The organism is Massilia sp. BSC265, assembly GCF_000740675.1.
In the GTDB taxonomy this organism is placed as follows: domain Bacteria; phylum Pseudomonadota; class Gammaproteobacteria; order Burkholderiales; family Burkholderiaceae_D; genus Telluria.
Map to the genome: position 1 here is coordinate 15302 of NZ_JPXI01000008.1, position 17224 is coordinate 32525.

Consider the following 17224-nt stretch of genomic DNA (forward strand, 5'->3'; position numbering starts at 1 on the left):
TTTTGTTAATGGTCGGGCTCGCTTTCTCCACTCATGTCCAGGACATTGTTCACCGCTAGGTCCCGCCAAGGATCGATGAACTTCCCGCCATGCCAGAAGAACATCGGAGCAAAGAAGCATCTCTCGTCCAGCAGTGGCAAGACCTGTCGCGGTGCAGAGGGCAAACTCGGGCCAACGTATCGGAAGAAGTGGATGTTCATACACCACTCCTCGAAATCTTCCATGTATTCAACCGGATCGCTTGGGATAGCACGCTTTTCCTCATCCTCGACCTCTTCATCTTCGCGTCGATACCATGCAAGGATGTCGTTTTGACAGAAGAGGTAAACACGTGAATCGTCAACAAATGACTCATCGGGAACCCAGCTCTCTGTCGCATCTTTAATGTCGTATGCAACCACAAGGCCAGAGCGAAAAGCTGTTTCACTGATGCGATTGAGCTTAGCCTCAGTGACGACATGATGCCAATCCCTGAAGCGATTTGCTTTTGCAATGAGATCTAGCGCTTGGTGATGTGATAAGTCACCCGATCGCTTTAAGTCACGTGCTTGTTGCTTCCACTTCCCGAAGGCGACCGACGAAAATACGTGCTCTGTATGCATGAGAAACTCCTTCATGCGGTAAGTCCAGCGCCCACTACTGAATCCCGCAATAAAGAGGATCTCAAGAAATGTAAAGGTGATCGTCCCGTCCGGGTGCGCTAGGTGGGCTGCCAGGCCTCGATCCGGCCAATAGGAATGATAACTGAGCAGGTGGTTCGGCTACAACTAACGCAACGGATCCACGGTCTCGGGTTTCCGGCGATATACGCGGTCAGTCAGACGTCCGTCGGCATGGGCCAGCAATGCCCTCGCGTGCTCCAATGTCTTCGCATCGCTCGCGCACTTGGCGCGCAAGTCATGTTCGGTGAAGCGAACAACGACCTTTGTTTCTGTAAGCAGTCGCGTCATAAACCCTCGCCACATCGAGTCCCAACCGCCAGCCCGCCCCGTCTCTTCATCGAAATAGCAGTCGCCGGTCCGTGTACAGAAGAGGTAGGCAGAGGTACTGCTCGGGCGAACATCCTTCGCTAACTGAACTGCACCAAGGAGTTCATCAGACCAGCGAATGATCAGACGCTTCCCTGTTGTCCCTTGTGTCTTACGTGGGCAGACATGGATCCCGTCTTCCTTGAGATCGAACACAGTCAGCCGGAGCAGGTCCCCGCGCCGCATACCGGTCAGCAGCTTGATTCGAATGTAGGCCTGAACAGCCTTCACACTCCCGACGTTCCTGCGTGCCGAGAGCGCCAAGCATTCCACGACCTCCCAGTCCTCAACATACCTCTCGCGCGGCTTCTCTCCCGCGAGACGAATTTCACCTTTAAAGGGATGCCTGTCGAGATAACCCCACTCAACGGCCTTCGTGAAGGCGTGCGACAGAATTTCAATCTCCCGCCGCGCAGCAGTCTTGGCCAACCGCTTCTCAACGTACAGGTAAACATGTCGGGGCTTCAAATCGTGTAAGCGAACGTCGCCAAAGACGGCACGAAGAGGTTTGATCGCCACTCGGTTATGTGCCTGCGTCGACACGCCTTTCGTTGGGATCACTTCTAGTGCGTATCGGTCCAGGAGTGCGCCAATTGTGCCGGCGTGGTCTACGCTGCCGATTCGGTCAGCCCAGGTCCGGTATGCTTCAGGCAGAGTCTTCCCAAGACGGAAAGACCGTTTGCCGTCCCAAGCTCCTTCTGCACCGATGGGAACCTGATAGTAGTACGCGCCGTGATCGAAGCGCCACCGGGCTGGAAGGCCTTTGTTTTGTGGCCTACGTGGACGCGGCATGCAAGGCTCCCCAATTTGGCTCGACAGATGTACGTGCAGTAGTACGGGCTTGAATTCCAAATAGCGCTTCAACATGGCTACGCATCACTGCTATAGAGCCATCAGGCCGTACGCAGTGCTGTATCCCCATGGCCCGTAGGGTTCGAACTTGCGCAGCGTACTGAACTCGGTTCGTGAGCGCATGTAGCTCTTCTTTAGAAAGAAACATGGGATGAGCTGACCTCATGCCTTAACCTCGTCTTTATCTTTGCTACTTGGTTGGATGAATTCGCCGTGCGAGTCGACAAGCGGATGTTGCAGGCGACGAGGCGTACCGATTCGGTACAGCCGCTCTAGAACCGCATCTGAATTGCCTTCCACGTCACGCATCACGTTGAGCAGCGGGCCATATGCTCTGCTTGCGTACTCGACCAAGTGCTCATAGCTGAGTTGCGTCTGCTTCTGAATTGTCCTGATCTTGCACATTTCTTCCTGCACCCAGTAAAGCGCTTTCGGGTAGCTGCCAACAACGTAGCGCGCGGGCTCGAGCAAGACCTCCCACGGGATGACTCGATCTACATTGTGAAGCTCGACCTCCCAGCGGACCCAAGGATGCCAGCGCTGCCCAAGCTGCATACCCTTTTCATACACGCGGAGCATTTTGCCGTTCTTACGCTTTCCAACGTATAAAGTGCGGCCTGAACCGTCAGGCTGAATCCAGTTGCCATTCTGATTGCAAGAAGGAGCTTTCCCACCGGCGTTGAAGTCGCCACGCCAGTAGCAAGCAACCGCGTAGTCCACCGAGTGAAAGCCAGTGAAATCGTCAACTGCACCGTCCCAGCGGGTGATGCGAGAAGACGGGAACGATGAGAAGAGATTCAGAACAGCTTGCCAGTCTTTGATGACTGAGCACGCCTCGCCTGGAAGGCTGATGAGAGCGGTACCACGTTGACCACCATAGGCGAACAAGGCCGAAGTGCAGCCAAGGACAAACGACTTTTGATACCCGATATGCCCCTTTCCAGTACGTTCGACAACCGGGCCAAACTTCTCACCTAAGACGTCTATTAGCTGACGGATGAACTTTGGTAGCGCATCTACGAAGTCACCAAACGCAAACGTGCAGTTCAAGTAGTCGGTGAGTGCTGCGTAAGGGTGGACTGCCTCGGGCTCGTTCGATGGAAACTTTCCCCCCGTATTACCAGACGGGGGGAGGGGCGCACCAGGCTCGTTTGCGGCCGCAGCGGCGGCCGCTGCCGAGCCAGGTGCAGATTGTCCCGAAAGAGGAAATAAGTGCATAGGGGTATTCATGTCCCCTATGCTATGGGTAGTGGATACCCCTTGTCAAGGGTATTGGCTACCCCTTTGTGCCATTCGTGTTCGCGAGTTCGCGTCGGTCCTCTACAGGGATGTCGCCACTGACGACCTTCCAGAAGTTGCCAAGCTCTGTAGCGATACTGTAGCCCAGCGACCGCATCGCAATCGGACCTTCTTCAGGGAAGAACTCACGAACAGAGATTGCAAGGATCTCTTCATACTTTCGGATCGTCCGTTTGTTGTGAATAATCACCAGGACCCGCCAGCCGAGGTAGTCGCCTAACATCAGCATGCCGAGTGCTTTCTCTAACTCGTCGGCTGTTCCGGTAAAACGGTTTAATGCATCGTTAGCGACGCGTACGAGCTCTTGAGCGCGCTCAGGCGGATGTACGTTTTCAGCAGGTGGGGTAGGGTATTTGTCTCGTCGTGCCATCTTCACTCCTTGAAGTTGACAGGATAGACTGGGAAGGGGTTTTCAACAACCCTTGTCAAGCGCGGGTGGCCACGTTACCCACCGCGCCGCCCGCTCTTGCCCTGGTCATGGGGCGGCGAGCGGCGCCGTGGATAACGAAGGATTTGCGCGACTTATTGCGGTTTCTTTGCTACTCGACGACGTGGTGCAGGTTTACTTTTTGGTTCTTGAGGAGGTAATGGCTTCACAGCGGTTCGAGGCTTACGAACTGCGGTACTTTTGCTTGGTTGCGGATCGTCTCTCTCTTTTTGATATAAGTCCCAAGCTGGCGCGCCAAATTCAAGTATGAGGGCGCGTCGAGCGAGGCCGGTATGTGACCAGAACATTCCTTTTTCGAGCCGTTCACGCATCCTGTCAGAGATCGACTGATCTTTAAGCCGATTAGCAGCTTTTTCTTGATCTGCTTTAAGCACTGTAGGAGTCTGCTTTTCTAACAATTTCTGCAGCTTTTCCATAGTCGTGATGCCGAAATGCATCAAGTCGACCAAAAGCTCACCATATTGTTCATGACCCGTGCGGTTCTGCGCAGGGAACCACTTTTCCAAAGTTGTCGAAAGAAGATCTACGTTGAGATGCTCGTCAGGTATGACCTTATTTGTACTTGCGTTAATGTATGTCTGACGCTCTTCAAGTACACGTTCAAATTCAAGATCGACAGTTTCTAGAAGTGCAGAAGCGCGATAAATCGCGCGTCGCAAAGGCGGAGGAACACTTTCTTCCTGTTTGTATTGCAGCTTGTGCGACGCTGCTGCCCAAATATGCTGAGCAAGTGTACGTATTTGTACTTCTACCTTCAGCCCTTGCAGATCTGCAAATGTAGGGATCTTAGACCACGCTTCCGGGATGCTCAGAATGTAATGTTGCGACTGGTATCCAAACTGCCCATCGTCAAGTCGTGAGCCCGTATCCTCTTTACTGGAGACGGTAAATGTTTCCTCTAATAACTTACCTACTTGGATCAGATCTTTCTTGAAAAGAAGAATGATGCGAACACCAACCAAGTCATTAAGGTCTGTAATCTGGTTAAGTTCTAAGGACTTACGGCTCAGTTTTTCTTCCAGTGATGACCACGTTTTGAGTCGGCTCTCAATTGGGACCCCGAGCGTTAAGCCGTTAGCGTCAACTAACCGGTTGACTTGCTCAACTAATGCCGTACGAAGCCGTTCGGCCTTACTAGAATAATCCTGATACTGCAGTTGCAAATCTTCAACGGTAGGCTTAGTAGGCATGTGGCATCCTTATTGATTTAAAGAAAGGTTACCACTTGTCACTGGTTGCGTCTACTGTTGCGCTATTGGCGCAGTGCTGGTCCTGCAGCCACTCTCTCAATCTGGAGTAGTTGAAGATTCAAATAGCGAACAAGGTAATGACCTAAGTTACTGAAAATGTTGAATCTTTTTTGATTTCGCAACTTGGTTCATAGCCTATCGGGGGTTCGAATCCCCCTCTCTCCGCCAGGAACACAAATGGAAAATGGCCACCCTCGGGTGGCCATTTTTTATTTGTTTCATGGCGGAGAGAAGCAAGGCGCCTGCGCGCCTTGCGTGGGGGATTCGAAGCCTTGCGCGTACTCGCGCAAGGGCGGCCCGCGGAACGTGGGCGAATCCCTGCTTGCGCTGCCGTGAACGGAGTCGAAGTCGGCCACCCTCGGGTGGCCATTTTTGTGTGTTTCATGGCGGAGAGAAGCAAGGCGCCTGCGCGCCTTGCGTGGGGGATTCGAAGCCTTGCGCGTACTCGCGCAAGGGCGGCCCGCGGAACGTGGGCGAATCCCTGCTTGCGCTGCCGTGAACGGAGTCGAAGTCGGCCACCCTCGGGTGGCCATTTTTGTGTGTTTCATGGCGGAGAGAAGCAAGGCGCCTGCGCGCCTTGCGTGGGGGATTCGAAGCCTTGCGCGTACTCGCGCAAGGGCGGCCCGCGGAACGTGGGCGAATCCCTGCTTGCGCTGCCGTGAACGGAGTCGAAGTCGGCCACCCTTGGGTGGCCATTTTTGTGTGTTTCATGGCGGAGAGAAGCAAGGCGTCTGCGCGCCTTGCGTGGGGATTCGAAGCCTTGCGCATACTTGCGAAAGGGCGGCCCGCGGAACGTGGGCGAATCCCTGCATGCGCCGCGAGGGACAGAATGGAAGTCAGCCACCCTCGGGTCGCCATTTTTATTTGTTTCGTGGCGAAGAGAAGCAGGGCTCTGCTGGGGGATTCGAAGCCTTGCGTACTCGCGCAAGGTCAGCCCACGGACGTTGGCGATCCCCCTTCTCCACCTAGATTTCTAGACAGCTGCTATTGCCTAGTCCAAAGAGTAGTTATATATTTGAAACTCTTTGGCAGAGGTTTTTTGCTTTAAAAATCAAAATCTTCTGCGGAATTTTAAGGTAAACGTTCCGGTCGTAAATCTGTATCGAAGTTATGTAGCGGCTAAGCTGAATTGGAAAATAAATGGAAAAGCGCGAACTGCACTATGTATATGGTATATCCTATTTGGTTGTGATTATTGTTGCTCTTGTGGCGTTCGCATTGTTTGATGTTGAGCATCTAGTTGATAAGATCTCTTTTGCCCTGACTATCACATCCTTGGTGTTGGCAATCTTGGCTATTATCTACACTTATATCGCGGGTGGTAAGCAAGAGGGGCAGCTTACGACTCTTATTACGACGAATCAAGCGATAACTACTGCATCCTCCCAGATACAGGCGGCAGCGAATGCGCTCCTCGGTCACGTGTCAGAAATCCCTAAAGGTTTGCAAAACTTGAATGATAAGCTGGACACTTTGTCTGCTCGAGATCTAAGTAATGTTTTGCCTGGTGAGGAGGTTAAATCAAGCAACTCCTCTTTTGATCTAACGAGCGAAGTCTCATCAGTGGAGAGAGATAATGCGAATGTAGTTGACATGAAGTCAGAAGAAGAGATTCTTAAAGATTTCATCGGAAAAATCCCCTTCTTTGGTATGGGCATGCTATATGCGTTCTGGCGGGCTTTCAGGAACGATAAAGAGATATCGGAATCGTGGGTGGAGGAGAATTATGCTGGGAACTACTTGTTTATGTTGGGAATTTTTTATGGCGCTCGTGGCGCTGGACTTATTGACTTTAAAGTTAGGGATGGCGAAATTATTCCAACTGCCTGTTCTGAATCGATGCACAATTCAATCGCGCGGCATCTAGCTAAAGTCATGGAAGTTACCAATGAAGAAAATAGCGAGAAATTGCGAAATTACATGGCGTTGGCAGATAAAACATTTAATAGGCAGAGCTGATGAGGTGCCTCTAGCGTTTGTGCTCATGGACTTTGCATAATGAGATTTTTGTTAGTGAATCTAGTCGAGACGAAATCGATCGTCTAACCATTTCGCAACAATAAAATTATTCGTTTTGGTTTGGTTGGTGCGGAATCTTTTTCGAAACGTCGGCAATGCTTGCAGGCATTTCAGAACAAGATTTGAATGGAGCCGGTCAAAAGGAGGCAGGTGGGGAAAATGGATTGTCCACCTGCGTACCCGTTAAAGCTCGTATCGAACTTCCAGCCCAAAAGTGCGCTGCGAATACGGATGGAAATTCCAGTACCGGTAGTTGTTCAGATTATCCACCCCAGCCGCTAGGGTCCAGTGCTTGACCGGTTTCCAGGTCACCCGCGCATCCACCGTGAAGTACCTGCTCGCACCCTGGTAAGCAAACCCATTCGGATCCGAATTGTCGAGCGTCGAAAACTGCCGCCCCGAATAGCGCCCCGCCAGCGCAAACGCCAGCCGATCGCTCGCCCGGTAAGTCGCCACCCCGGTCGCGCGCCAGCGCGGAATCCGCGGCTGCCACTTGCCCACACTGGCCGGAAACTTGTCGTTGCGCGTGATCTCCGAATCGGTCCAGGTCACGCTCGACTGCAGGTCCAGCCCATCCACCATCACATCGTCCGCATCGTAGGCCAGCTCCAGCCCCTTGGTCTCGATCCGCCCCACGTTCTGCACATTGGTCACATTCGGCGTCACCAGCACATTGGTCTGCGAGTACAGCGCATCCGAGGTCCGTTCCGCGAAAGCCGTCAGCCGCAGCAGCCCCTTCTCGAGCTGGCGCTCGGCACTCAGTTCCCCCGTCCACGACCGCTCCGGCTGCAGGTTCGGATCGTTGTTGATGAGCGTACCGCTGCCGCTGATGCCTCCCTGGTACAGCTCCGACACCGTCGGCATGCGCACCGCGCGCCCGGCCGATGCCTTCAGCACCCAGCTCGGCGCCACCTGCCAGGCCAGCGCCGCCTTCGGCGACACATAGGTGCCAGAACGCTCGCCATGCGCGACGGTGGCAAGGGCATTCGACGTCCGCCCATCCCGCGCCCGCCAGTGCTCCACCCGCGCGCCCAGCACGGCCTTCCAGCTAGGTGCAAACTTCCAGGTGTCCTGCGCCCAAAGCGCTTGCGTCGTGGCGCGGCCCGAGAAGGCCTGCCGGCGGGCGTCCGGTGCGCCGCCCAGCCAGTCGCTGGTGGCGTGCTCGATGCTGGCCAGCTTGTAGGCTTCGCGCTGGTACCCGAATTCCACGCTGTGCGCGCCGGCCACGCCATATGGCCGCCAGATGCCCTTGGCCGCGAAGGTGTTCCAGCCGGTACCCGCCATGTCCACGATGCGCCCGGCGCCGCCGTTCAGCGCGGCGGGCAGGGCGGTGGTCGGCGCACGCAGCGTGTCCTCGTCGTAGTCGTACAGGCTCGCGGCCAGCTCCCAGTCGAACACGCCCTTGCTGTGGCGCTTGACCGACAGGCCGTGCATGAGGTGGCGCAGCTCCTCGTTCGAGGCATTGAAGTCGGTGGCGCCGAGCGTGTAGCCGCGGCCCTCGATGTCGATGCGGCCGCTGTACACCGGACGGCCCGCGCCGTCGCGCAGGTAGGATGTGGGGCGGCCTTCGGAGTCGTTCTGCCACAGGCCGAGCGTATAGCTGGCCCGCAGCGTGGGCGTGATGTCGTAGGCGATCTTCGCCTTGAGGTGGTCTTGCACGGTATGGTATTGCGTGCCGGCGCCAAGCAGGTACCAGGCGCGGTTGCTGCGATCCTGTCCGGTGACGGCGCCGGTGACGGCCGTGCCGCCCAGGGCCGTACCGGCGCTCAGGTAGCGCGTCGGGAAGGTCAGCGGCTGCCCTGCGTTGTCGCTCCGGTTCACGTCGATGAACCAGGACCAGCGGCCTGCGCGGTTGCCCAGCGAGGCGCTGGCTTGCCGGCCCTGGTAGCGGTCATGCGTGCCGTACAGGTCGAAGGGCTGGTGGGTGACGCCGAACTTCGCGTGCGCTTCGAACTTCGCCGGCATGCGCGTCACGTAGTCGACCACGGCGCCCACCGAATTGCCGCCGTAGGCGGCCGAGAAGGGCCCGTACAGCACGTCGACGCGCTCGATTTCCTCGGGCGTGACCATGCCCCAGCGCGGCGCGAAGTTGGCGCCGTTGCCGAGGTAGTTGGACAGCAGGATACCGTCCGCATACACCATCGAGCGCGCGCTATTGCCGGTGCCGGAGGCACGTGTCGACAGCACGGCGTGGTTGTAGTCGCCGATGTAGCGCTTGCGCACCAGCAGGCTGGGCAGGTATTTCAGGGCGTCTTCCGCATCCAGGGCGTTGATGGTGCGCTCGATCTCGGTCTTCGTAATGCCTTCGATGGTGGTCGGGATCTGCGTCGGCAGCGAGGTCGGACGCAGGCCAGTGACGGTGACGGTGCCAAGTTGCTTGACGGGGCCGTCCTGTCCCTGTGCAAATGCAGCGTGCGAGGCCGCCGCCAGCAGGGTGAGTGCTAACTTCTTCATTGCGTTTCCTTGGCGTGTGAGGGCACGGGCGTGACGGTTCACACGCGATAGCGGATCTTCCGGTAGGCGATACCGGCACTAGGGAGAGCGGTCAGGAGAAGCTGGCTGGCGGCGCCCGTGACTGCGCCGGTGTCCACGCGAACTGCGGGGAAGGGGACTGGTAGAAAAGCCGCGGGTAGGATTCCATCGCAACGATGGCGAGGGGCAGGTCGGCTGGAGAAGGCGGCACCACCGGCGCGTGGTGCGAGCAGCACAGGTCGCAATGCATCATGTCGGGCATCGCGCCGGGCACCTCGTCCGGGCCGTCGGCCATTGGCATCATGACCATGCCGGCCGCGGTACAGATTTCGCTCGTGTGCACAGAAAGCTGCGGCGGTGCGAAGGCATGCGACAGCGCAGGCGCGAACAGGCTGAACAGGAAGGCCACGAGGGCGATCCATGCGCGCAAGACCTGGGTTGTCGATGACCTGTGCATGTCACTATTATAGCCAGCGTCCACAAGGGAGGCGCCGGACTGCCCCATGTCGAAGTTTGATATCATTCCAGCATATTCACTTTGGAGGTGTCGTCCAATGCGCCATTGATGCCGCCGTCTGCTTGACGGCCAGTTCTTCCCACCTTCCCGCAACAGCGGGGGAGTTCCGGCATCCATGGAGGTTTCATGACGCACCCTTACCTGGCGCTCGACAGCGCATCTTTCATTCTTCCCGACGGCAGGACCCTGCTGTCCGGCCTCACCGAACGGTTCGACACGCGCCACACCGGCCTGGTCGGCCACAATGGCATCGGCAAGAGCGTGCTGGCGCAGCTGTTGGCCGGGTGCCTGGCGCCGTCGTCCGGCCGCTGCCTCCGTGAAGGCAGGGTGCACTACCTTTCGCAGCAGGCCGACCAGGCCACGAACGGCACGGTGGCCACGCTTGCCGGCGTTCAGGACGTGCTCGATGCTCTCGCCCGGATCGACGCCGGCAGCATCGCCGAGACCGACTTCGAGCTGGTCGGCGAGCGCTGGGACCTGCCCGCGCGCCTGCGGCACGCCCTCGACCAGGCCGGCCTGGGCCACCTCGACGCCGCCACGCCCGCCCACCGCCTGAGCGGCGGCGAAGCGATGCGGGTGGCGCTGCTGGGCGCGCTGCTGTCCGAAGCGGACTTCCTGATCCTCGACGAGCCCACCAACCACCTCGACGGGCCGAGCCGCCAGGCCTTGGCGGCGCAGCTGCGCGCCTGGCGGCGCGGACTGATCGTCGTCAGCCACGACCGGTCGCTGCTGGGACAGATGGAGCGCATCGTCGAGCTGTCGGCGCAGGGCCTGCGCAGCTACGGCGGCAACCACGATTTTTATGTCGAGGCACGCGCCGCCGAACAGGAGAGCGCCCTGCGTGACCTGGACCACGCGCGCCAGGCATTGCAGCGCGAGGAACGCGCCATGCGCGAGCAGCGCGAGCGCCAGCAGCGCCGCCAGGCGCAAGGCGCGCGCGAAGGCAAGGCCGCCAACCAGGCCAAGATCCTGCTCGGAAGGCAGAAGGAGCGCAGCGAGAACAGCACCGGCCGCCTGCACCAGCAGCATGAGGAAGCGCGCCTGCAGCACCGGGAACGCGTGCGGGAGGCGGCGCAGGGCCTGCGCCAGGACAGTGCGCTACGATTGCATGCCACGCAGGTCAGCGCCGCCGCGCAGCGCCGTGTCGCCGAGCTGATTGATGCCGAACTCCCGTTTGCCGCCCCGGCCCTGCGCACGCTCAGCCTGGTCGTCACCGGCCAGCAGCGCATCGGCATCAGCGGACCGAACGGCTGCGGCAAGTCGACCCTGCTGAAGGTGATCGCCGGCGAGCTGGCGCCACTGGAGGGACGCGTCACGCGCGACCCCGCCTGCGCCTGGCTCGACCAGCGCCTGGGCACCCTCGATCCGCACCGCAGCACCATCGAGCAACTGCTGGAAGTGAACCGGAGCACGGGTCAGGACCGGCTGCGTACCTGGCTGGCGCAGATCGGCCTCGACGCCGACAAGGTGGCCCAGCCCGCGGGCCAGCTGAGCGGCGGCGAACGCCTGAAGGCGGCGCTGGCCTGCGCCCTGTACGCCGACCCGCCGGCCCGGCTGCTCCTGCTCGACGAGCCGGGCAACCACCTCGACCTGGCTTCGCTCGAAGCACTCGAAGCGATGCTGCGGCAATATGCCGGCGCCCTGGTGGTGGTCTCGCACGACGAGGTCTTCCTCGAGCGCCTCGGGCTGACCCACCGGCTGGAGGCGGCGCCCGCCGGCTGGCGGCTGCGATTGCTATAATCGCGGATCACATTGCAGGAAGACGAAAGACCCATGTTGCGCACGCTAGTCATTTCCCCCAACTGGATCGGCGACGCCGTCATGGCGCAGCCGCTGCTGCGCCGCCTGCGCGAAAAGCACCCCGAGCGGCCGATCGACGTGCTGGCGCCGACCTGGGTGGCGCCGGTCTGGCACGCGATGCGCGAAGTGGACGAGGTCATCGAGTCGCCCTTCAAGCATGGCGCGCTGCAGTGGAAGGAGCGCAAGGCCTTCGCCAAGATGCTGGAGGCGCGCGGCTATCTTGACTCCTACGTGCTGCCGAACACCCTCAAATTCGCCTTGATTCCTTGGCTGGCCGGCATCAGGAAGCGCGTCGGCTACAAGGGCGAGATGCGCTATGGCCTGGTCAATGTGATGCACCACGACGACAAGGCCGCGCCGCGCCCGATGGCGCAGTTCTATGCCGCGCTGGCCGACGAGCCGGTGCGCCACCTGCCGCGCCCGGAAAAACTGCCGGAGCCGCAGATGTCGGTCGAGCCCGCACAGGCCGACGCCGCCATCGCCCGCCTGGGGCTGCCGCCGGGCGCCTACGTGGCCTTCGCCCCCGGTGCCGAGTTCGGCCCGGCCAAGCGTTGGCCGGCGCCATACTTCGCCGAGCTGGCCCGAACTATCCGCGCCAATGTTCCGGATGCGCAGATCCTGCTGCTCGGTTCGCCGAAGGACCGCGCCGTCTGCGACGAGATCACCGCCATCGTGCCGGAAGCGCACAACCTGGCCGGCTCCACCTCGCTGAGCGAGGCCATCGCGCTGATTTCGCGCGCGGCCGCGGTGGTGACCAACGACTCCGGCCTGATGCACATCGGCGCCGCGCTGCGCCGTCCGGTGGTGGCGATCTACGGCCCGACCGACCCGCGCCATACGCCGCCGCTGTCCGAGCTGGCCAGGATCCTGTGGCTGCACATCGCGTGCTCGCCCTGCCAGCAGCGCGAGTGCCCGCTGGGCCACCAGAACTGCATGAAACAGATTCTGCCAAACGACGTGTGGCAACCGCTGCAGCCCATGCTCGCAGCCTGAATGAAATAGTGAAACGAGGTAGAAAATGATACTGGTTACTGGCGCAGCAGGCTTCATCGGAGCCAACCTGGTCCACGCACTGTCGCAGCGCAAGCCCTTCAGCGTGTTCGCAGTCGATAACATGGCGCGTCCGGAGAAGTTCCTGAACATCGTCGACGCCGAAGTAGCCGACTATGCGGACAAGGAGGACTTCCTGGTTCGCCTGAAGGCCGGCGAATTCGACGGCAAGTTTTCAAGCGTGCTGCACCAGGGCGCCTGCTCCAACACCATGGAGACCGACGGCCGCTACATGATGAAGAATAACTACGAGTACACCATCGCGCTGTTCGAATACTGCCAGCGCGAGCGTATTCCCTTCATCTACGCCTCGTCGGCTGCGGTGTACGGCGGCGGCAGCGTGTTCAAGGAAAAGCGCCAGCACGAGCGCCCGCTCAACGTCTACGGCTATTCGAAGTTCCTGTTCGACCAGTACATGCGCCGCTACTGGCAGCAACACGGCATGCACAAAGGCAACCAGGTCGTGGGCCTGCGCTACTTCAACGTGTACGGTCCGCTGGAAGGGCACAAGGGCACGATGGCCTCGGTCCCCTTCCACCAGTTCCACCAGTTCCAGAAAGAAGGCAAGGTCAAGCTGTTCGGCGCCAACGAAGGCTACGAGGCCGGCACCCAGATGCGCGACTTCATCTACGTGGAAGACGTGGTGAAGGTCAACCTGTTCTTCCTGGACAATCCGGACAAGCGGGGCATCTTCAACCTCGGCACCGGCCGCGCCCAGCCCTTCAACGACCTGGCGGTAGCCACGGTCAACGCACTCGCCAACCAGGGCGGCACGCCGTTCACGCTCGCGCAGATCGTGGAACAGGGCCTGCTCGAATACCTGCCCTTCCCGGACAAGCTGAAGGGCAAGTACCAGAGCTTCACCCAGGCCGATATCGGGGCACTGCGCGCCGCTGGCTACACCGAGCCCTTTACCGACGTCGCCACGGGCGTTGCCAAATACATGGACTATTTGAAAGTAGGGCGCTGAGCAATTCAGAAGCTCATCTAATGGCTCATCCATCATTTATAAGATGAGCTGATGGATCCAGCGGGCGGCATTCACGCGCCGTCCCGCATGGCCGTCGTGTAGACTGGGATCACGTTCTACTTTGACAACACGACGGCTTCCCCGATGAGCGCAAACCTGACCGGACACCTGTCCCCGGACGATCCCGAGCTGTCGCCCGTCACGCGCGCGATGGTGGCGCTGCGCGGGCAGATCGTAGAGGCCTGGATGATCGAAGTGCGCGCCGCGGTGCCGCAGGCGAAGGAACTAGCGCTGCCGATCGCCGAGAACACGCTGCCGGCCTACTACGACACCCTGGCCGCGCTGCTCACCCCGGGCCATTCGGCGCGCCTGCTCACCGACCTCGGCGCGCTTGCCAGCGAGCATGGCGGCGAGCGTGCGCGCATGACGAGCTACGACGCCACCGCCGTCATCCACGAGATGCAGATCTTCCGCGACGTGATGTTCCGCGAGCTGGAGCGCCACGGCGTGCCGCTCGACGACGGGCAGCGCGCGATGCTGTTCGCCCATATCGACGCCACCATCCGCGAGAGCGCGAATTCCTTCACGGTGGTGCAGGCGGCCCTGCGCGAGCAGTTTGTCGCGGCGATGGCGCACGACCTGCGCACGCCGCTGTCGACGGCCCAGATGGCGGCCGAGATGATCAACCATACCTCGCAGGATCCCAACGCCAGGCGCTTCGCCGAAAAGATCGTGGCCAGCACCCAGCGCATCGACGGCATGACGCGCGAGCTGCTCGACCGCATCGCCTTTTGCAAGACCGGAAAGATCACCTTGCAGATCGATCGCGTCGACATGGCGGAGCTGGTGCGCGAGGTGGCGCGGTCGGCCGAGGCCTTCCATTCGGTCGAGCTGGCCGTCGACGCCGAACCCGTCGAAGGCTGGTGGTGCGGCGAAGCGATCCGGCGCGCGGTCGAGAACCTGGTCAACAATGCGATCAAGTACGGCGACGGCGAGGCGCCCATCCGGCTGACGGTGTCGACCACGGTCGAGCGGGTGCAGGTGATGGTGCATAACCAGGGCCCGCCCATCGCGCCGGAAGACAGTGAAAGCGTCTTCCAGCTGTATCGCCGTGCCGGCAACCAGGGCCTGGCCGAGGGCAAGGGCGAAGGCTGGGGCGTGGGCCTGCCCTACGTGCGGCGTGTGGCCGAAGCCCATGGCGGCAGCGTGATGATGTCCAGCTCCATCGAGGACGGCACCACCTTCGTCATCGACCTCCCGGCCGATGCGCGGCCCTTTGCAGGCGCACCCACCGCCGCCTGAGGAGTACGCAGGCTCGCCCTACGCGGACTTTTTCGACATCATGCCGTGACCGCCCACGGGCTCGGTCTCGAAGCGCTCGCCGAAGCCGGCAATCAAGGGACGGCCCTTGGCGATCGCCGCCTGCACGGACGGTAGCGACAGCGAGGCCTTGTGGCTGGCCTGGTCGATCCAGGTCTCGGTGATCCACAGCGCGTCCGCATCCTGCTTGTCCTTGGCGATGCCGTAGCTGAGGCAGCCCGGCATGGCCGCCGTGCCCTCCAGCAGGATGGCGACGAGGGCGTCGCGCTGGCCCGGCTGGGCGCGCATTTTTCCGATCAATCCGTACATGGGGGCGGCTTCCTTCCTGTCTGGCCTGCTCTGGGCCGGGGTGGCGAGGGGCAGGGCGGCCAGCGCAACCAGTGTGGTAGCGGCGGTGCGGCGGGTGATGGTCATGGCGTGTCCCTGTGCGATAGACGGCAAGTATAGGCGCACGCGGGATGGCGCGGCAATGCGGAGTGTGCAGCCTGTGTATGCCGGGTTAAGATCACGGATTGCCACGCCGGCACTTCTACATGGATTCTTCGATGCGACTTTCCCGTCTTGCCCTTGCCGCCGTACTTTCCCTGTCCACCAGCGCCTTTGCCCAGCAGGCCCCCGCCGTCTCCGAACCGGTCTTGCGCGGCCACCTGGCCTTCCTCGCCGACGACCTGTTCGAGGGCCGCGGCACCGGCCAGCGCGGCGGCGATCTCACGGTGCGCTACCTCGAGACCCAGGCCGCGATCATCGGTTTGAGGCCGGCCTTTCCCAACGAGGCGGGAGGCGGCTACCGCCAGAAGGTCGAGATCGAAGGGACCAGGCTGCTGCCCGGCAGCGCGGTCAGCTTCCAGGCAGGCGCCAAGCGCATTGCTCCGGAAATCGGCAAGGGCATCGTGTTTGGCACCGCCAGCGGGCGCGCGGCGCTGGCCTTCGATGCGCCGCTGGTCTTCGTCGGCTACGGCGTCTCGGCGCCCGAGGAAAAGTGGGACGACTACAAGGACGTCGACGTCAAGGGCAAGATCCTGGTCATGATGGTCAACGATCCGCAGCCCACCGCGGAGGAACCGAACCGTTTCGCCGGCAAGGCCTACACCTGGTACGGCCGCTGGCTGTACAAATTCGAGGAAGCGGTGCGCAAGGGCGCGGCCGGCGCGCTGCTGATCCACACGACGCCTTCCTCCTCCTACCCGTGGAGCGTGCCGGCCAACGGCTTTTCGCACGAGCGCTTCCGCCTGGCCGGCCCGGGCAACCCGGTCGAAGGCTGGCTGCACGAAGACACCGCGCGCGAGTTGTTCGCGGCCGGTGGTTTCGACCTCGATGCGCTGCGCGCCCAGGCCGAGCGCCGCGACTTCCGCCCGGTGGACCTGAAGATCGCGGCCCGCGTCGAGCTCAAGTCGGCCATCCGCACCGTCGAGCAGTACAACGTCGCCGGCATCGTGCCGGGCACCGACCCGAAGCTGAAGGAACAGGCGGTGGTGTATTCCTCGCACTGGGACCACATGGGCATCGACGAGGCCCCGCAAACCGGGACCGGGGCGCCGGACCGGAAGGACCGGATCTACAACGGCGCCATCGACAACGCCTCCGGCACCGCCGCGCTGCTGGCGATGGCTGCGGAAGCGGTGAAAAAGCCGGCGCGCCGCACCCAGGTGTTCCTGTGGCCGGCCGCCGAGGAGCAGGGCCTGCTGGGCAGCGCCGCCTACGTGAAGAACCCGGCCGTGCCGCTGGCCCGGACCGCCGCCGACCTCAACCTCGACAGCCTGAACTTCGTCGGCAAGACGAAGGATATCGGCGTGCCGGGCGCCGAGCGCAGCACCCTGTACGACACAGCGGCACGGGTGGCGAAGCAGATGGGGCTCAAGCTGGCCCCGACCATCCCCGACCTGTCGGGCTCCTACTTCCGCGCCGACCACTTCAACTTCGCCAAGGCGGGCGTGCCGGCCTTTAACGTGGGCTCGGCCGTGTTCTCGGGTGACGGCCATTTCGAGTTCGCGCACGACCATGCGGCCTCGAGCGAGAAGATGGTGGGCTTCAAGAAGGACTACCACCAGGTGACCGACGAGTACCGCCCGGACTGGGACCTGTCGGGCATGGTGCAGCAGGCCCAGTTCACGCTCAACCTGGGTTATGCGGTAGCCAACGCCCCGGTCATGCCGTCCTGGAAGAAGGGGGACCCGTTCGGCAGCCGCCTCAAACGCTGAG

15 protein-coding genes and 1 tRNA gene are annotated in these 17224 nt (G+C 60.9%); 7 read left to right on the top strand and 9 right to left on the bottom strand.

Annotation, left to right across the window (positions count from 1 at the left end):
• Positions 1-5 precede the first annotated feature (5 nt).
• The 6 genes from MA09_RS00610 to MA09_RS23920 form a co-directional block, all read right to left on the bottom strand.
• Positions 6-602, bottom strand: a complete 597-nt coding sequence (locus MA09_RS00610; protein WP_161783181.1) for a hypothetical protein — start codon at positions 600-602, stop codon at positions 6-8.
• A 165-nt stretch (positions 603-767) separates the two neighbouring features.
• Positions 768-1895: a tyrosine-type recombinase/integrase gene (locus MA09_RS00615; RefSeq protein WP_229440505.1), complete on the bottom strand. Its 1128-nt coding sequence runs from the start codon at positions 1893-1895 to the stop codon at positions 768-770.
• Complete coding sequence (locus MA09_RS23910; protein WP_081897340.1) at positions 1804-2046, bottom strand: DUF4224 domain-containing protein; 243 nt, start codon at positions 2044-2046, stop codon at positions 1804-1806. Before MA09_RS23910 ends, MA09_RS00615 begins: the two co-directional genes overlap by 92 nt.
• On the bottom strand, positions 2043-3110 hold the full coding sequence (locus MA09_RS23915; protein ID WP_081897341.1) for a replication initiation factor domain-containing protein: 1068 nt from the start codon (positions 3108-3110) through the stop codon (positions 2043-2045). The genes MA09_RS23910 and MA09_RS23915 overlap by 4 nt, the downstream gene beginning before the upstream one ends.
• A gap of 46 nt (positions 3111-3156) precedes the next feature.
• On the bottom strand, positions 3157-3549 hold the full coding sequence (locus MA09_RS24395) for a hypothetical protein (protein ID WP_152594509.1): 393 nt from the start codon (positions 3547-3549) through the stop codon (positions 3157-3159).
• A 152-nt stretch (positions 3550-3701) separates the two neighbouring features.
• Complete coding sequence (locus MA09_RS23920; RefSeq protein ID WP_081897342.1) at positions 3702-4817, bottom strand: GTP pyrophosphokinase family protein; 1116 nt, start codon at positions 4815-4817, stop codon at positions 3702-3704.
• 103 nt (positions 4818-4920) lie between these two features.
• Here MA09_RS23920 and MA09_RS24400 point away from each other — a divergent pair.
• Together MA09_RS24400 and MA09_RS00635 are read left to right on the top strand one after the other, a co-directional pair.
• Positions 4921-5045, top strand: a tRNA-OTHER gene (locus MA09_RS24400).
• 972 nt (positions 5046-6017) lie between these two features.
• Positions 6018-6836, top strand: coding sequence for a hypothetical protein (locus MA09_RS00635; protein ID WP_036244382.1), 819 nt, complete (start codon positions 6018-6020; stop codon positions 6834-6836).
• Between the two features lie 243 nt (positions 6837-7079).
• On the opposite strand, the gene MA09_RS00640 is transcribed toward MA09_RS00635, so the two are convergent.
• Entirely contained in the window at positions 7080-9350 is a 2271-nt protein-coding gene (locus MA09_RS00640) for a TonB-dependent receptor (protein ID WP_036244384.1), read from the bottom strand.
• 91 nt (positions 9351-9441) lie between these two features.
• Positions 9442-9873, bottom strand: a complete 432-nt coding sequence (locus MA09_RS00645; RefSeq protein WP_307182651.1) for a DUF2946 domain-containing protein — start codon at positions 9871-9873, stop codon at positions 9442-9444.
• Between the two features lie 138 nt (positions 9874-10011).
• Between MA09_RS00645 and MA09_RS00650 the strand changes: the two genes are divergently transcribed.
• The 4 genes from MA09_RS00650 to MA09_RS00665 all read left to right on the top strand — a co-directional run bounded on the left by MA09_RS00650 (position 10012) and on the right by MA09_RS00665 (position 15007).
• Positions 10012-11625, top strand: coding sequence for an ABC-F family ATP-binding cassette domain-containing protein (locus MA09_RS00650; RefSeq protein ID WP_036244385.1), 1614 nt, complete (start codon positions 10012-10014; stop codon positions 11623-11625).
• A gap of 33 nt (positions 11626-11658) precedes the next feature.
• On the top strand, positions 11659-12678 hold the full coding sequence (waaF, locus tag MA09_RS00655; RefSeq protein ID WP_036244386.1) for a lipopolysaccharide heptosyltransferase II: 1020 nt from the start codon (positions 11659-11661) through the stop codon (positions 12676-12678).
• 25 nt (positions 12679-12703) lie between these two features.
• The gene (gene rfaD, locus MA09_RS00660; RefSeq protein ID WP_036244388.1) at positions 12704-13705 is read left to right on the top strand and encodes an ADP-glyceromanno-heptose 6-epimerase; all 1002 of its coding nucleotides are present in this window, start codon (positions 12704-12706) and stop codon (positions 13703-13705) included.
• A 144-nt stretch (positions 13706-13849) separates the two neighbouring features.
• Positions 13850-15007 carry a sensor histidine kinase KdpD gene (locus tag MA09_RS00665; RefSeq protein ID WP_036244389.1) on the top strand — a complete coding sequence of 386 codons (1158 nt, stop codon included), beginning with the start codon at positions 13850-13852 and terminating at the stop codon, positions 15005-15007.
• A gap of 18 nt (positions 15008-15025) precedes the next feature.
• Here the strand turns inward: MA09_RS00665 and MA09_RS00670 are convergent, their stop codons facing one another.
• Positions 15026-15439 carry a putative quinol monooxygenase gene (locus MA09_RS00670; RefSeq protein WP_081897343.1) on the bottom strand — a complete coding sequence of 138 codons (414 nt, stop codon included), beginning with the start codon at positions 15437-15439 and terminating at the stop codon, positions 15026-15028.
• 131 nt (positions 15440-15570) lie between these two features.
• Between MA09_RS00670 and MA09_RS00675 the strand changes: the two genes are divergently transcribed.
• Positions 15571-17223: a M28 family peptidase gene (locus MA09_RS00675; protein ID WP_036244390.1), complete on the top strand. Its 1653-nt coding sequence runs from the start codon at positions 15571-15573 to the stop codon at positions 17221-17223.
• Position 17224 lies beyond the last annotated feature (1 nt).

Bases quoted from the DNA above. Each gene is read 5' to 3' on its own strand.
- MA09_RS23910 (WP_081897340.1), bottom strand. From the start codon at position 2,046: ATGAGGTCAGCTCATCCCATGTTTCTTTCTAAAGAAGAGCTACATGCG.
- MA09_RS23920 (WP_081897342.1), bottom strand. From the start codon at position 4,817: ATGCCTACTAAGCCTACCGTTGAAGATTTGCAACTGCAGTATCAGGAT.
- waaF (WP_036244386.1), top strand. From the start codon at position 11,659: ATGTTGCGCACGCTAGTCATTTCCCCCAACTGGATCGGCGACGCCGTC.
- MA09_RS00650 (WP_036244385.1), top strand. From the start codon at position 10,012: ATGACGCACCCTTACCTGGCGCTCGACAGCGCATCTTTCATTCTTCCC.
- MA09_RS00640 (WP_036244384.1), bottom strand. From the start codon at position 9,350: ATGAAGAAGTTAGCACTCACCCTGCTGGCGGCGGCCTCGCACGCTGCA.
- MA09_RS00675 (WP_036244390.1), top strand. From the start codon at position 15,571: ATGCGACTTTCCCGTCTTGCCCTTGCCGCCGTACTTTCCCTGTCCACC.
- MA09_RS00645 (WP_307182651.1), bottom strand. From the start codon at position 9,873: ATGGGGCAGTCCGGCGCCTCCCTTGTGGACGCTGGCTATAATAGTGAC.
- MA09_RS24395 (WP_152594509.1), bottom strand. From the start codon at position 3,549: ATGGCACGACGAGACAAATACCCTACCCCACCTGCTGAAAACGTACAT.
- MA09_RS23915 (WP_081897341.1), bottom strand. From the start codon at position 3,110: ATGAATACCCCTATGCACTTATTTCCTCTTTCGGGACAATCTGCACCT.
- MA09_RS00615 (WP_229440505.1), bottom strand. From the start codon at position 1,895: ATGTTGAAGCGCTATTTGGAATTCAAGCCCGTACTACTGCACGTACAT.
- MA09_RS00665 (WP_036244389.1), top strand. From the start codon at position 13,850: ATGAGCGCAAACCTGACCGGACACCTGTCCCCGGACGATCCCGAGCTG.
- MA09_RS00610 (WP_161783181.1), bottom strand. From the start codon at position 602: ATGCATACAGAGCACGTATTTTCGTCGGTCGCCTTCGGGAAGTGGAAG.
- rfaD (WP_036244388.1), top strand. From the start codon at position 12,704: ATGATACTGGTTACTGGCGCAGCAGGCTTCATCGGAGCCAACCTGGTC.
- MA09_RS00670 (WP_081897343.1), bottom strand. From the start codon at position 15,439: ATGACCATCACCCGCCGCACCGCCGCTACCACACTGGTTGCGCTGGCC.
- MA09_RS00635 (WP_036244382.1), top strand. From the start codon at position 6,018: ATGGAAAAGCGCGAACTGCACTATGTATATGGTATATCCTATTTGGTT.